Here is a 15875-nt window from a genome sequence, read left to right as displayed (position 1 = left end):
CCGGTAAAAATATTTTATATTCCGATATTATTTGCGCTGACAATCGGCTGACCATGCCTTACCATCTTTGGTATAACCAATGGTTAATTTACCAGCATCTATTCGGATAAGTCCTGTACCTGCCGAACCGATATTGATCAAGACATTATCTTTTTTCTCGAAATCAACTCCGTTAAGATTAGGAATACTATTTCCAAATGCGAAATTATAGGAGTTACCTACTTTAGTCACCGTAACTGTTCCCTCCGCAGCAGATACATCGTTACCATTGTCATTTAGATCATCGAACGAGATAGTACCTTCGTATTTTCCAATAAAAAGATCATTGTCCGCAGGATCGTCATCTTTGCTACATGAAGTAAAGCCAATGAAAACTGTTAAGATAAACATACCCAGTCCTAATGTTTGAATTAATTTTTTCATACGTTGATGTGTTAATGTGTATATTCATTTTTTATAAACGATGAGTAAATTTCAAACATTATGCCATCAGACAGTAAGGATATCAACACAGGTATCTATAATCGGAGAAGAGGTATAAATACCCTAAGGGCGTATAAATACAGTTTTCTTTTCACTAAATAAGACTGTATTTAGCAAAATTCATTCATACTTAGACTGATCACTTGGTTCAGGTCAACGCCCCCAACATCGGCTTTGTTCTAATTAGAAATCCACATTCGATTTAAAATGCTCTTTCCCTCAAGAAGCAATGGCAAAATGAAATTGGCAATGAAGTAAGATATCGTCAGAGTCAGATCAAAAAAATGCTGAATGCCAGCAGTTGGGTGACGAATGCTAAGATTACAGACTCACTCCCAACGTAAAGGCTACCCCTTTTGACTCCAAATCTACATTGCCATAGCCAATCCCCGTTAGAGGCAGCTTAACAAATGGCTTTACACCGACATTGATCTTGTCGTTGATTTTCTTTTCAATAGATATCGAAAAATCAGCCACACCAAAAATATGCTGATTTTCACCGCTGACTTCATAGACCGCAGTTTTATTATTTCCTCCATAACCACCTCCGCCCTCGTAATCAAATGTGTATTTTTCTTTGAGCATAAAATAACTTGACAGTCCAGCGCTGACATTGAATTTTACTTTTTTACTTTTCAACACAGTATAACTCGCCGTCAGAGGCACATCAATAACATCACAGACCGCACTGACATTGCTTGGTAATTGTGTCAGCTCAGGCGGGTTTGATGGTACATAAAATTTATACGCGGATTTATAGTTTTTTTTCGCATAGGTAGCTCCGACAGAAACACTCAGCCCTCTGGTCACCGAGTAGGAATAAGCCAAACCAATATTTTCACTGAGAGAAGATTTACCAGCACCCCTGACACTTGTTAAATCGGGTCCGGCCAAAAAGCTGACAACAGATCGATCTTTTTGAGAGGAAACTATTTCCTCGCCACCTTGGGGTTGATAAATCGCCGCCAAACGATCGCCGATAGCTTCAACAGGATCTGCTTTCAACTTGAAGCTCGGTAGTGTTTTAACCTTGTATTCCATTGTTGGAATTGAAAAAGCCGCACTTAAACTAGTTCCCCGTGCCATGGTCTGCCTTGCATCGGCAATTTCAACAACTTGGACAGGCTGCTCCGATGTTCCTTCAGCTATTCTTTCTAGCTTAGATGTCCTTAATTCTTTTGGCTTTAACGAAATCCATTGCTGCTCCTGCTGAGGGCGAATAAAAGGAGACTCAAAAGGGCGAAGTGGTTCTTTATCCGCGGTCTCCCGGTTATGCGCATTAGCCGACTCACTTATTTTATCAGATGGTTTGTCCCAAAGTACCTCTTCTGAATTCCAGATAAAAAATAACACCAAAACCGCGGCCATAGCTGTCACCAGTGTTGCTAAAAGGACTATCTTTTTCTTCTTCGATCGACTCGCCCTGTTTAACCGAAATTCAATGTCCTGCCAATGTGATTCATTAAATTCGAATTTCGCATCACTGAGACCCTCCTTAAAAATCTCATCAATCTTATTCTTATCCTTTTCCATCATGTTTTCTCCTCAGTTTTACCACACATTGCACGTTGAATTTTGACCATTTCAGCAAGCCGGCCACGGGCTTTATGCAGATTGGATTTTGATGTTCCAATGGCAATACCCAGCATGTCACTGATCTCTTCATGACCATAACCATCGATGGCATAGAGATTGAAAACTGCCCTATATGCTGGTGGAAGCTGATGTACCATGGCCAGTAGATCTTCATAGTTTAATTTCTGGCTGACCGTGTCGTCATAGACGATCGTCTGTTCATACATTGCAACATCTACGTGTATCCCCTGTCTTATCTTGGCCCGATAAAAATCAATTGCTGTATTCGTCATGATCTTTTTTATCCACACGGAAAAAGGTTTCTGATAATCGTATTTACCGATATTTTTAAATACTTTGAAAAAACCTTCATTTAATATACCTATGGCATCCTCTCTATTATTCGAGTAACGTAGACATATCCCAAGGGCCATCGCATAATAGGCGGTATATAGATCTTTTTGAGCCCTACGGTCCCCATCGATACATCCTTTAATAATATGGATAGATTTTTCGTCAACTTCTGTTATCGCCACTCGATATTACTTTCTTTCTTTTGATAAATATAGTATTAAGACTAATACGAACGCATTATACAAAAGGTTGCCTGTAAAAAATATATTTTTTTCGCGCCATTTACAGGCAACTTTTTCCTTTCAGTCCTCGTAATATCAAGACAACATTTTAAAACATACAATTATGAAATCAAACAAAAAGCAGGTGGTAACAGGCTTTATAGCCATGGTCACAGTGAGCTTGTTTTCGGCATGCTCAAAAAATGACGAAGGTAGCCCAGATCCAGAAATCAAAAACAAAGGTATACAGATATCTTCCAATACGCAATTTGGCAATGTCCTAACGGATGCAAATGGTAAAACACTTTATTTCTTCTCAAACGACACTAAAGGGACATCTACCTGCAATGGCAACTGCCTGGCAACCTGGCCTATTTATTATAGCAGTGAAACAAGCACAGATGTCAAAATCGATAAAAGTCTACTTGGTGAAATCACCCGCGAAGATGGTTCCAAACAGAGTACCTACAAAGGCTGGCCCTTATATTACTATGCTGGCGACGGTCAATCTGGTCAGGCAAAAGGTGATGCCGTAAATAAAATCTGGTATGTCGCAAAACCTGACTATTTACTTATGATAGCCAATGCACAGCTCGTCGGCCATGACGGTAAAAATTATTTGAGTGATTACAGCGAGGGAACGGGTAAAACAATCTATCTGACTGACGACAAAGGAAGAACGCTATATGCTTTTAAACCGGACAAGTTCAACAAGAACAATTATACGGAGGCAGATTTCAGCAATGACGCCATTTGGCCAATCTATCAAAAAGAAACCGGTTCACTGCCTTCGTTAGTACGAACGGCAGATATCGCCGTCATAACCGTTTTTGGGAAGAAACAATTGACTTACAAAGGTTGGCCATTATACTATTTTGGACAGGATCAGCAGCGGGGAGATAATAAAGGAATCAGTTTTCCACGTGTTGGTATATGGCCTATCCTGAACGATAATACGGCAATCGCTCCAACAAGCTAATCCACTCCTAATCGAATTGAACCTATGTTAAAAAAACTAAAAACTCCAACTACCTACGGTCGGACGAGTCGTCCTATCGTTGTGTTGTCAATGACTGTAGTTGCCATTGCATTGACAGCGTGTACCAAGAAGCAGGCGCAAGAACTCAGTCCCGATGATGAAGAGGAAACCGTGACGGCTGCAAATGTGTCGTACATCAATTTTGCAAAAGCGCTCTTTGAAACAAAATGCAGCTCCTGTCATGCACCAGGGCGCGGCGCCAGCGCAAAGTGGACATTTAGCGGATATTCATCGGTCAAAGACAATAGTACAAGAATCAACAATGCTGTATTGGTCACCAAATCCATGCCTATAGGCGGTTCACTTACAGTCAAGGAGATCGAGCTACTGGACGCCTGGATTAAACGAAATACACCTGAGAATTAATATTCTACTTATGAATAAGATCAACATTTATAGCATATTCTTCTTTATGATATTTGGTGGTATCGCGGCATTCGCACAAAAAACATCGTCCCTAGTTTCAAAAGAAACAAGTATCACTTTTTATAGCAATGCTCCTTTGGAAGACATCGAAGCGAAGAGCACGCTAGCGGCATCTGCCATGAACATCAAAACCGGAGATATTATCTTTCGGGTAAAAAATACCTCTTTCCAATTCGACAAAAAGCTTATGCAGGAGCATTTTAACGAAAATTACATGGAAAGCGATAAATATCCCTCAGCAGAATTTAAAGGAAAAATCGAGGGGGTCGAAAAATTAGTCCATGATGGTAATTACACCCTTAACGTAAAGGGCAATTTGCAGGTTCACGGGGTGACTAAAATTTACACAACCGCGGTGATATTCAATGTAAAGAGCGGAATAATAAAGGCCAATACAAGCTTTCAGATCAGGCTGGCAGATCACAGAATCACGATTCCCTCCATCGTCGGAAAAAAAATTGCAGAAGTAGTGAAAATCAGTGTAGATGCGCTATACAAACAATAACGACACGAATTTGTTGCAAATGAGAAATATACTATTTATAATCCTGTGTTTTGTTTGGGTAACGACATCTGCTCAGGAAGATCTTGAAAAATTAATTGCTGTAGAAGGTCCAAAAAATGAAAAAGTTACGGCAACCTTTAAATCGGGCAACCTGATCAATCTTAAGACAACCGAAACTATTCATCGTCATGAAATGGACTTTAGGGTCGATCATCGTTTTGGTGATATCGCCGGTAGTGCCGGTGGCGCAAAGAATTTTTTTGGGCTAGACAATTCAACCGATATAAGAATCGGCTTCGACTATGGCCTACTCGATAACCTGAACATAGCGATCGCCAGAGCAAAAGGAGCTACGGAAGTCAGACAGCTCTATGAAGGAAATATCAAGTACCGGTTTATCGAACAGACAGTCGACAACAGGATACCGGTGTCCATTGCATTTTTTGGAAGTACGACGGTATCAGCCATGGGAGCAGCCGAGGATAAGCAGTCGGCAGCAAGTTTCACCGGGTTCAGTGACCGGCTAAGCTACGTAACACAGCTGATCATTGCGCGAAAATTCAGTTCGAATTTATCACTGACTGTTGTCCCTTCTTATCTTCATCGGAATTATACTGCCTACAATGACCAAAATGATCTCTTTGCACTTGGGATTGGTGGTCGGGCCAAAATCAGTAATCGGATAGCACTTGTTGCAGACTATATATTTCCTTTCCGTAAGTCATCAAATAAAAAATATCGCGAGGAAGTGAGTGGTCAGCGCTATTATAATGCATTGGGTGTTGGTCTAGAGATGGACACCGGAGGACATATATTCCACCTCAATTTTACAAATGCTACTGCGATTCAAGAATCGCAATTTATCAGCGAAACAAATAGCTCTTGGGGTAAAGGTCAATTCCGCTGGGGATTTAGCATTGCACGACGTTTCAATTTTAGTAAGAAATAATGTACGAATACTTTCCCTTGCTACAGCCTCCCTATCTATAAGACTGAAATAAAATCCTGAGCGTGCGATAGCCAAAAAATAATATGGATCAACAATCGTAAAGACGGAAACGGTAAACGAAGAACTCGGTCCTGTACCGAGTTCTCATTTCATTCCTTAGAAGCTTGTTAGGGATTCTCTAATACCCGAATTTCGCCAAACGCCCGTACATCTCCACGAAAGCACATTGATCTAACAGCCATTTTGATTTTTTAGGATTCTCCAGAGTCCAATCGGTATCAAAAAGTCCATCCTGATCCCGCATCCGAAGCCATGCGAGATCAAGATTCTGAGCAAAAATATCGATATATTTTCGATTTCCGTCCTGCTCGAATAGGCTGATATAGCCGCGCATCATCACAGCGTGGAACCATAGATTACTGTTTTTTAAGACCGGAAAATCTTTTCCCGCTCTTGTTTCAAAAAAATAGCCCAGGCAAGCTTCAGCAAGCTGCTGCGCATCGTCCAGGTATTTCTTTTCTTTGGTCAACTGATAGAGCAATGCCGCGGCCTGCAGCATCTGACCAGAATTATAAGAATACTTGGCTTTGTCAACTTTACCATCAAGATGCATATTGTCCCAATAAAGCTTATCATTTGGGTCCTGCAACGCTGCTTTTGTCCATTCATACAGACGTTGGCCTTCACGTAAATAATCTTTCTGTTTGGTCGCTTCAAACAGTTTTAGGGCAAATACCGCTGCAGGAGCATTCGAACAGCTATTTTTGGATTCTTTCTTCTGTTCACACCAGTAAATACCGCCACCAAGCCTGTCATCTTCACCACTTTTTACAAAGGTCCAGATCTCCTTTGCATGTTGAAGATAATCTGTCTTTTTGGTCTGTATGTAGCTATCTGTAAAATCAATGCCCAACCAGATGTTATCATCGTAAAAACGATCCGACGCAGGAGCTGAATTGATATAGGAGGCATACCCCACTGGTTTACGCTTTTCGTCCCGATATTCACTGAGCCCTACGAGTACCTTCTGGTCCAATATTTTCTGATAGGCTGCTTTATCTTTTGACTGTTCCATCAGCGCATTGACCGCCGAAAAACTACCCGAGAAAGGCCAGAGATAGGCGTATTTTTTTTGCTGTTCTGCCTGCGTGTTATTATTCAGGTAGTCTGCTTTAAAATTATGGTCAAAGGGGTACTTTTCAGTCAATAATTTATTTTGTGTATTCCCGTATTTATCATAGATCACATCCAGGGTCTTCTGGGCGTGATCAGAAAATTGACCTTTCTTCACCTGTGCCTGTCCCATCATATAGCACAGGCCTGTCAAGAGTACTGTTGTCGTTATCCGGTTTATTTGTTTCATCAGCATTTATTATTTTAATGTAGCCATCAGGAGCTGACGGGCAACCTAATGGCTATCGTATACAATCTATTATTTTAATTTCGTTTGATAGCGTGCCAGGCCCTCAAACAGCATTGCAGCACTTGTATAGGCTGTAATTTCACTGTTTCCAACTGGCGGCTGAGACCAGGAAGAACCAAAAAATAAAGTCGGCAGACTGGTCCCCTTGGTCCAGGCTATTTTCCCATTGTTGACCAAAAACTTTTCAAATTTAGCACGGTAATCTGCGTTGATCCCTTCAAGATCCAAATAATCCACAAAATACCGGATAAAAATCCCCTTAAACAATGCGCCATCACCACTGCCTTCATCACGTAGAATATTATTTCCAATATCGGTACAGCGGGTAATGGTATAATAACTAATTTTTTGTGCATCGACTAAGTAGATCTGATCTTTGGTAATCTTAAAAAGTTCAACGGCGGTCCCCAGAAAAGTTCCTTGATTATAAGTCAGTGTTGTCTGATCGACAGCATCGGTCTCACCATTGATATTATCATATACAGCCCCTGAAGATGGATTGTAAAGTGTTGCCTTCTGCCATTCATAGATCTTTTTGGCCCATGTCAGATAACTTTCATCTTTCGTTAGATTGTAAAGTCTAGCTGCAAGAATACTAGCCGGTCCGTTGGAACAGGCATTTTTACTATATAACATATCTTTCCGCCATGCTAATCCTCCACCGGCAAATTGTTCATTCCAGCCCTTGATGATATCTGCCCATAGAAGCAGTACTGCATCCCGATATTTCTGTTCTTTGGTAACTTCATATAACCGCAACATGGTCAAGGCATTCCATTCCATATCATCGTAGAATACATTGTAATAATTATTACCGTTTTTGACTTTAACACCCTCAAACCACTTGCTAAAATAGGCACTATACTTCGCGTCCTTGGTTCGTAAATAGGTATCGATAACGACGTCCATGGCGTGGGCATTGGGCCAGTATTGAAATCCGAGATCGGATTGATTGATGGCGTTGTTAAAATACCCCGCTTCATTCCAAAACCCCGTGATCATTTTATCGGATACCTGCGTCGCAATTGCTGTCCAAGATTCCTGAATCGTATCGTCGTATGGGTATGTATCCTCGACTTTTGTACATCCAAACAGCAACAGCAGCATGGATGACAACATTACTATTTTTTTCATCATTCCCCTCCTTAATTTGGAACCACCGCATGTGTATAATCTTTGTCCCCCTGTAGGATCATCGAGATTTTTGTCGGATGTCCATCGACTGCATCCACAAATTTCCACTTGTCATCCCATTGCGAGAGGTTGGGCAGAATACGAACGAAGAAATAGCTTGGATCGGATCCGCTCGGCGCAACATCAAGTCCAGGTTCTGTGGGGCCTAGTTGTACTGTCTCTGCTTTCCCTGCCTTGACGGTTTCCATCTGGAACTTATAGCGCTGGTCGCGCCCCCAACTTTCCTGCTTAAAATTGATAATGCCGGTCGCTGACCAGATCCCCTTACCCTGATAGGGCAGGTCAAGTACAACTGTTCCTGAAGGTGAGAAATAAACACCCATACTTTTGATTTCCGCATAGGTAATTGTCGCAACATTAAAATCAATCCGAATGCGGTATATGGCTGTTTTGGTCACAGTATTACTTCCTACTTCACTTTCCTTTAATTTTGTTTGATCTTCGGAATAGAAAATCCGGCCATCTGCTGATTTTCGGTCCGTAAACGTATATTTCTTACCTGCATCCAATTTGGTAAAGATTTCATACTCACCGTTGCCGATGAGTTTAAACGGTAATGCCTGCGTAATTGCTTCGCCACCCTCTGTTCCTTCTCCGGTAATAAACAGTTCGTCCGGAATATCTGCAAATCCTTCCAGGCTTTTTATGTTCAACACTTTTTTCACTTTACCCAGCACCCGTTTCATCCCTCGGATTGAATAGACGGACCAGCTGACATCGCCACTCGTGCCCGGCTCGATTCCCGCTTTGGCAGCAACCTGATTTAATATTTTATGACTGATGTTTGCTCCGTTTGAGTTCCCGTTATTGTCCGAGGTAACCGTATATAAGGGTTTGCTGAAATCGCCATCCACTTTATCAAAAACGACTTCATATTGGGCAGCTCCCCCGTCAGCTACCAATGCGGACTCCCATTCAAAATATAAGGCAGCAGAACTGGAACTCAACAATTTGACTGATTTCCCGTCCGCAGGCGCATATAAATTCTCCACAGCGGATACATCCGCATCCGAATATTTCATATCATCTTTTTTGCAGGAAACGATGCCCGCAGCCAATACGATCATTGCTATAACTTTAAAATACCATTTCATGTCTTTTTCTTTAATTTTATCGTTCAAAACGTACATTTTTTCTTTCTGTATGGTCGGTGACGGTTTGTTTCAATTAAATTTTAGTTTGAATAACCTTGATTATTGGGCAATAGATTTTTATTCAGATCAATCTGTGTCCTTGGAACTGACCATAAATAATCCCGGCTCTCATCAAAGCGTCGAATATCCAATTTGATATAGCTATTGTTGCCGCCATATTTAGCCCCCAATACCTGACCATCCAGATAGGTTTTACCAGCTTTCCAACGCAGGATATCATAGTAACGTAAACCTTCAAGCGCAAGCTCGCTACGCCGTTCATTTCGGACAATTGTTTTCAGGTCACCGGATGTCGGAAAATCCAATGCTTTCGCTGCTTCGAAGCCGGCCCGTTTGCGGATAGGTTTGATCGTCATATCCCATATTGCAGCATCGAGCTGTCCAAGCGCTTCTTTCGCTTCGGCATACATCAATAAGATATCAGCATATCTGAACATAATGATATTGAGCCCGGCATCATATTTTACGGTCGCTGTCTGATCATAATATTTCTTGACATAATACCCTGTGGGTGATGCATTGGCACTTGCTCCCTGGTATTCGTCAAGACGCTCTTTATCTGTCCCTCCAGACTCCGGTTTGATAAAAATCTTACGCACCGTTCCATCAAAGTCGGTCCATTGACCGCCATGGAAAACAATCGTTGCGGCCATTCTGGGATCCCGATTAACATACGGATTGTCACTGCTATAATTGGGATCTGTAGCGATTGTATTTCCATCTAGGGTGATATAATTATCCACGAGGCTCTGCAAAGGTGCATAACCATTCAGACGAGCTTGGGCCGAGATCGGCGCGGCATCGTAGAGTTTATTCCAGGTTTTCAGCTGCGGCACATAGGCATAGTCCAGAATAACCTCCGAATTGTACTCTTTTGCTGCTGTAAACAAGTCGGGATAGCTATCGAAAAGGGCATATGTTCCAAATTCCGCCTGTTTCTTTATCAGATTTTCGCAATACTCCAGCACTTTGTTCCAGTTGCTCTCATACAGGTAGGCCCGTGCCTGAAAAGCCGAAGCCGCACCTTTTGTAATCCGGCCTCTATCATCAGCGGGTAGCGCATCTTTGCTGGGCAGATCCGTCATACATTCATCCAATTCCTGATGAATAAAGGCCATGACGGTGGCTTTAGGTGTCCTTGGTATCGTCTTGGACTCCTCCAGGGTTATATCCTTGGTAAAAAAAGGGACATCACCGTAAAAATTGACCAGCCTAAAATAGAGCGAAGCGCGAATAAACCGAACCTCTGCTATACGTCGTTGTTTTAGTGCTGCATCCAGCCCCGGTACGCGATCTACATTTTCAAGATAAACATGGCAGGTTTTGATGCCCCCATAGAGATCTGACCATTCCGAGCCGAAACGCCCTAATGTCGGGTCCGCAGTGCCATTACGGATGGCGCGTTGATCTGTATTAGACCTACCCTCAAAAATATTATCACTGAGGGCTTCATCATTCCATAAACGGTCTGCAGAAAATAGTTGATTATAGGCCATATTGACCATTTTTTCCGCATTTTCAGGGTAATCCCAAAAGTTTTCATCGGTAAAACGGTCTGTTGGCAAGGTATCCAGCTTATTACAGGAAGTGAAATGCACAGCAGCCACCAAACTTAGGCCTCCTATAAGTAATTTATATCGTTTCATCACATCAAAAATTAGAATTGAATATTTAATCCGCCCCCATAATATTTCAACGTTGGATAGTTACGGGCGCTATTGGCAGACCCGCCCATGTTGGAATCAAATTCAGAAGATTCGGGGTCTATCCAGGAGTTTTTGCTTAAGGTCAGCAAATTTTGGGCGTTGACAAAAAAGCGTACGCGCTGTAGCCCTAATTTTGAAACAACTCCTTTTGGAAGACTATATCCTATCTGCAGGTTTTTCAGCCGTGCATACTTTCCGTTGAAAAGGTAGAGATCGGAATCTTTCCCAAAGTTGTTGGTCGATGCTGTAGACCCATTTGCGGTAAGCCGAGGCCACTGTCCATCGATATTTGTCGGTGTCCAGTAATCGAGTTGATGCTGATAAATGGCATACGAATAATTCTGATGAAACGGTTCAATCAGTTCACCCCGGATCATCATATCACGCTTGCCCACCCCTTGCCAGAACATGCTAAAGTCAAAATCTTTGTAGCTAAGATTGTAGGTCAGCCCAAATGTAAAGCGGGGAAAACCATTGCCCAGGACAAATCGGTCCCGCGCATCGATGATGCCGTCGTTATTTCGGTCGACATACTTGACATCTCCGGGGCGCAAATCAGCTGCAGTGATGCCACTTGGCAGAGCCGAGGTTTCTATGTCGGAGATATTCTGAAAAAGTCCGGCCATTTTGTAACCGTAATAGGAATTATAGGGAAGACCGACACGTGTCAGTTTGGTAATATTATCCACGGTTGAGATCCGGTCATCTCCGGGCATCGAAACGATCTTGTTATGACTGTCCCCCATATTGGCATTGATCTGATGTTGAAACGCTCCTGTGGTTGCGTGATAAGTCAGGTTGATCTCCCAGCCTTCATTGTTCATTTCGCCCAGATTCTGGTTTTTTAATGAAGTCCCAAAGGTAGAGGGGATCTGTGGTGCCATCAGAATATCGACTGTCCGTTTTTTAAAGTAATCAAAACTGGCGGTCAGCTTATCCTGAAAGAAAGTCGCATCAAGCCCAATATTAAAATTATAGGTTTTCTCCCAGCGCAAATCCAGGCTGGCATAATTAAACCCAGCAGCGGCGACGGGTTTATTATTAAATCCATAACTGTTCGGGTAGGATTCATAAGTGAAGTAATAGGAATAATCATCCACGGCCTGATTTCCCAGTACACCATAGGTTGACCTGATCTTCAGACTTCCGACATGATCCTTGTACCAGTTCATAAATTGCTCATCTGAGGCGCGCCAGCCTAATGATCCAGAAGGGAAGAAGCCCCAGCGGTTTGCTTTCGAGAACTTGGAAGAGCCATCGTAACGGAAACTGAATTCTGCAAAATACTTACTTTCAAAATCATATCCGGCACGGCCGAAGATTGAATTGATGCTATTTTGTAAAGTACCATTGGGTGTAACTCGTGCAGTTGCAGGATCGATAACCGTTCCGGTGGTCGGTGTCCCCAGCACAGGATCGGTAAATTTCATTTTAAGTTCGTTTTGCCTACGTGTATAGGACTCATTGGATGCGCCGATCAAACCCGAGACGTGATGGCTCCCAAAGTTTTTGTCATAATCGAGCAACAACTGGAAATTCAACAGGGAAGCTTTTTCATTGAAGTCCTCGGTATTGCGATCCGAATTGACATAGACCTGTGGCTGCAGTGCATTTGGGTCAGAATAGAGGGGTACCTGAATACGTCGAATAAAACGATGGTCGGCGTAAATATCGGCACCAAAGATACCACGCAATTTTAAACCATCGAGCAGTTTCGCTTCCAGATTCAAGTTGATGTTAAAATAATCATTGTCATTTTTGACATAACCACCTTCGTTAAGTTCAGCCAACGGATTCTGATCCGTCAGGGCATTATTGACCAGGTATTTGCCATTATCGGCCCGCATCCGATAGTAATAATACGAAGGTAGACGGGAAGCATTTATAATGGCACTTCCGGCTGTATTTCCTAAATTATTATTACGTGTATAAGCTAAAATCGAGGTCAGTTTAAAACGACCGATCTCCGTACTGAGGTTAGTCCGCAGATTGTAGCGTTTTATCCCGAAATTCTGTCCCACAAAGTTGCTTGGTTGATTATAAAAGCCCCCCGAAAATAGATATGAACTCTTTTCACCACCACCGGAGACACTGATATTATATTTTTGCTGGAAGGAATTTTTCATGATCTCAGGTAAATTCCATTGTTCAATATCCTGATGTGCGTACAGATCCGCGATCGCTTCGGGTGAAAACTGAGGATCCATTCCTGAATTGGTGAGCGCAAGGTTGCGTAGCGTCGCATTTTCATAGCCTTTAACGGGAGAAAACAAGATCTTGGGCTGTTGTACCCCCCATTGTGTTCCGATGTTAACGCTAGGTTTCTGATTTTGCCGTCCCCTTTTTGTCGTTACCAAGATGACACCGTTGGCCGAACGTGAACCATAGATAGCTGTAGATCCCGCATCCTTGAGTACCGATACCGTCTCGATATCGTCTGGATTGATCTTGTTCAACGTTCCACCTTCGGTAATGATTCCATCAATCACCACGAGAGGCGCATTGCTATTTACCGTTGATATCCCGCGAATATTGATGTTCATTGCATTATCGTTTGGATCCATGCTTTTCTGCTGAATGGTCAAACTTGGCGAAGCTCCCTGTAGGGCCTGTGTCACGTTGCCAACCGGTCTGTCTTGAAAGGTCTTAGCACCGATCTGATCGACAGCACCAACCAATCGTTGCCGGGTGGTGGTACCATATCCGATCACAATAACTTCTTCCAGTTGGCTATTGCTACTTTTCATTACGACCTGCAACTGCGCCAGATCTTCTGCACGCATGGAAGCGAGATCCATACTCAATTGATCATATCCGACAGAAGAGAAAATCAAGGTCGCTTTCGGAGAAAGATTACGGATCGTAAAGCTACCATCGGTAGCGGTAGAGGTTCCGGCAGATTCATTCCCTTTGACGCGTACAGAAACGTTGGCAAGTGCTTCACCGCGTTCATTGGTTACCCGTCCTTTGATCGTTTCCTGATTTGATCCTGCCGCGGAGGGCGCCGATGACGGTATCGTCGTTGCTTGTGGCCGGTCACGGATGACAACTGTCTTATTGTCCAATTGATACGACAGGGGCTGGTCTTTAAAGATCTGAACCAGTACGTCCGATAACATCCGTTCCTTTACTTTTATATTGACGGGTTGGGCTACTGACATTTGCCGTTCTGTATAAAGGAAATTGTATCCTGTCTGTGACTTTAATTCCTTAAAGATTTTTTTAAGGCTCATATTGGAATATTCCAATGTTACCTTCTGTGCAAAGGTTGAAGCACTAACCTGCATAAAAGTAACCAAGATAATTATGGTCGTCAATCGCATAATAAGCCATAGTTTACGGAATAGCAGATAAGCTATCTCCTTTTTTCTGATATAATTTTGATACATTTGCAAGGTTTGATTCGCAGTATGTTCGAGTCGTCCAAAACATAAACATACTGCAGATTGGATAGTTAAAAATTAATTGTCCCAAACAGCAACCGAGTCCCCCGGGATCTTGGTTGCTTTCTTGTATCCCACAGGGATCGCTATTCGTTTTGTCTATGTTTTTTCATCATATTATTTTTAGGGTATGAGTTATAATCGAATATTTAACGAATACTTATGGAAGAACATAGAGGGTTTTCCCCTCGATCCGAAAATGGACTGCTCCCGTTTTTTCCAGCAGATTTAAGACTTGCCTGACATCATCAAAACGAGAAATGCCGCCACCGAACTTCTCTGTTGTTTTTTTCCCCTGAAAGATCACGTCGACTTTATACCAACGCGCTATCTTACGCATGACACTTTCGATACCATCATCGTCAAACATAAATTCATGATTTATCCAGGCAACGATTGGCGCGGTATCCACTTGTTGTAATTTTAGTACTCCATTGGAGCTGAGACTTGACTGTTGTCCTGGTAGCAAACGTAGTTTTTGATGATGGGAAGAGACTTCGACCCGACCTTCCAACAGTGTGGTCCGCAGTGCCGGTTCGTCAGAATAACTGTTCACATTAAAGTGGGTACCCAGCACTTCTATCTGTTGACCCGCAGTGTGTACAACAAAGGGATGTCTGGTATCCTTCGCTACTTCGAAATAGGCTTCGCCAGTCAATTCCACTTCTCTTTTTCCCTTCAGAGCAAAGCGTATTGGATATTTAAGGGCGGAAGCAGCATTGAGCCACACCTGCGTACCATCAGGTAGCTTAATACGATAAGTTTCACCTTTGGTTGTTGATAATATATGGTAGCCGGTATCATCGTCTATATCTTTCCCGACTTCGTAGATCAACTGTCCATCATTACTTTTAGAGATCTTTATACCCATTTCATCCGCAATCTGTCCATCCATCGTTTCCTGCAAATGAATCTGTTTGCCATTGGCCAGGGTCAAGGTAGCCGATTGTTTTCCGGGCGATATGACTTCTGCTGTAGACTGCCGCGGCACTTTATGCTGTACCCCACTAAAAGTCCACCAGCCAACAAACAAGATCCCAATGACTGTGGCGGCAACGGCACCGATAGTTTTTCGAGACCACATTGGTTTCGTTTTGGGTTTATTTATCTGACGGTGCAATTGCTCCCAGGTGTTGTTCAATATCGCCAATAGTTCAGGGTCGTGAAGCAATCCCTGATCGACCGGGTCGTCCAAAACATCCTGTATCAGTTCCTGCAGCAGTATCCGATCTTCACCAGATTTTATATAGGAAAGAAAAGCACGGGAATTTTCCTCACTAAGCTCCCCTCGTATATACTGCCTCAAAGTATATTGAAGTAATTTTTTTTCCACAATTGGTTATCTTCTTTTTAGCTAATACACTTCAAAAGCAGACATCATCTGCTCCGATCGTAATTTTATT

The 15875-nt window shown here is 42.5% G+C and carries 13 protein-coding genes; 4 read left to right on the top strand and 9 right to left on the bottom strand.

The window, feature by feature from the left end; all coding sequences use genetic code 11:
* Window positions 1-27: 27 nt before the first annotated feature.
* The 3 genes from DCO56_RS26065 to DCO56_RS26055 all read right to left on the bottom strand — a co-directional run bounded on the left by DCO56_RS26065 (window position 28) and on the right by DCO56_RS26055 (window position 2594).
* A complete protein-coding gene (locus DCO56_RS26065; protein WP_108636610.1) occupies window positions 28-423 on the bottom strand; it encodes a hypothetical protein in 396 nt (131 codons plus the stop codon).
* 381 nt (window positions 424-804) lie between these two features.
* A complete protein-coding gene (locus DCO56_RS26060) occupies window positions 805-2019 on the bottom strand; it encodes a hypothetical protein (RefSeq protein WP_108636609.1) in 1215 nt (404 codons plus the stop codon).
* A complete protein-coding gene (locus DCO56_RS26055; RefSeq protein WP_219929453.1) occupies window positions 2016-2594 on the bottom strand; it encodes an RNA polymerase sigma factor in 579 nt (192 codons plus the stop codon). Before DCO56_RS26055 ends, DCO56_RS26060 begins: the two co-directional genes overlap by 4 nt.
* 163 nt (window positions 2595-2757) lie before the next feature.
* Between DCO56_RS26055 and DCO56_RS26050 the strand changes: the two genes are divergently transcribed.
* The 4 genes from DCO56_RS26050 to DCO56_RS26035 are packed head-to-tail and all read left to right on the top strand — an operon-like array spanning window position 2758 to window position 5552.
* Window positions 2758-3612, top strand: a complete 855-nt coding sequence (locus tag DCO56_RS26050; protein ID WP_245935923.1) for a hypothetical protein — start codon at window positions 2758-2760, stop codon at window positions 3610-3612.
* A 24-nt stretch (window positions 3613-3636) separates the two neighbouring features.
* A complete protein-coding gene (locus tag DCO56_RS26045) occupies window positions 3637-4038 on the top strand; it encodes a c-type cytochrome (RefSeq protein ID WP_108636608.1) in 402 nt (133 codons plus the stop codon).
* 10 nt (window positions 4039-4048) lie between these two features.
* Entirely contained in the window at window positions 4049-4603 is a 555-nt protein-coding gene (locus DCO56_RS26040; RefSeq protein ID WP_108636607.1) for a YceI family protein, read from the top strand.
* A gap of 19 nt (window positions 4604-4622) precedes the next feature.
* On the top strand, window positions 4623-5552 hold the full coding sequence (locus DCO56_RS26035; protein WP_108636668.1) for a DUF5777 family beta-barrel protein: 930 nt from the start codon (window positions 4623-4625) through the stop codon (window positions 5550-5552).
* A gap of 178 nt (window positions 5553-5730) precedes the next feature.
* On the opposite strand, the gene DCO56_RS26030 is transcribed toward DCO56_RS26035, so the two are convergent.
* From DCO56_RS26030 to DCO56_RS26005, 6 genes are all read right to left on the bottom strand, one after another.
* Complete coding sequence (locus tag DCO56_RS26030) at window positions 5731-6915, bottom strand: glycoside hydrolase family 76 protein (RefSeq protein ID WP_108636667.1); 1185 nt, start codon at window positions 6913-6915, stop codon at window positions 5731-5733.
* 69 nt (window positions 6916-6984) lie between these two features.
* Complete coding sequence (locus DCO56_RS26025) at window positions 6985-8112, bottom strand: glycoside hydrolase family 76 protein (protein WP_219929452.1); 1128 nt, start codon at window positions 8110-8112, stop codon at window positions 6985-6987.
* Window positions 8113-8120: 8 nt separating this feature from the next.
* A complete protein-coding gene (locus DCO56_RS26020; protein WP_181390679.1) occupies window positions 8121-9290 on the bottom strand; it encodes a SusE domain-containing protein in 1170 nt (389 codons plus the stop codon).
* Window positions 9291-9343: 53 nt separating this feature from the next.
* Window positions 9344-10969, bottom strand: coding sequence for a RagB/SusD family nutrient uptake outer membrane protein (locus DCO56_RS26015; protein ID WP_108636604.1), 1626 nt, complete (start codon window positions 10967-10969; stop codon window positions 9344-9346).
* Window positions 10970-10980: 11 nt separating this feature from the next.
* Window positions 10981-14418, bottom strand: coding sequence for a TonB-dependent receptor (locus DCO56_RS26010; RefSeq protein WP_245935922.1), 3438 nt, complete (start codon window positions 14416-14418; stop codon window positions 10981-10983).
* A gap of 214 nt (window positions 14419-14632) precedes the next feature.
* A complete protein-coding gene (locus tag DCO56_RS26005; RefSeq protein WP_108636603.1) occupies window positions 14633-15805 on the bottom strand; it encodes a FecR family protein in 1173 nt (390 codons plus the stop codon).
* Window positions 15806-15875: the final 70 nt, after the last annotated feature.

This window comes from Sphingobacterium athyrii, from assembly GCF_003071065.1.
GTDB lineage: Bacteria > Bacteroidota > Bacteroidia > Sphingobacteriales > Sphingobacteriaceae > Sphingobacterium > Sphingobacterium athyrii.
This window is presented reverse-complemented; position numbering and strand designations above follow the sequence as displayed.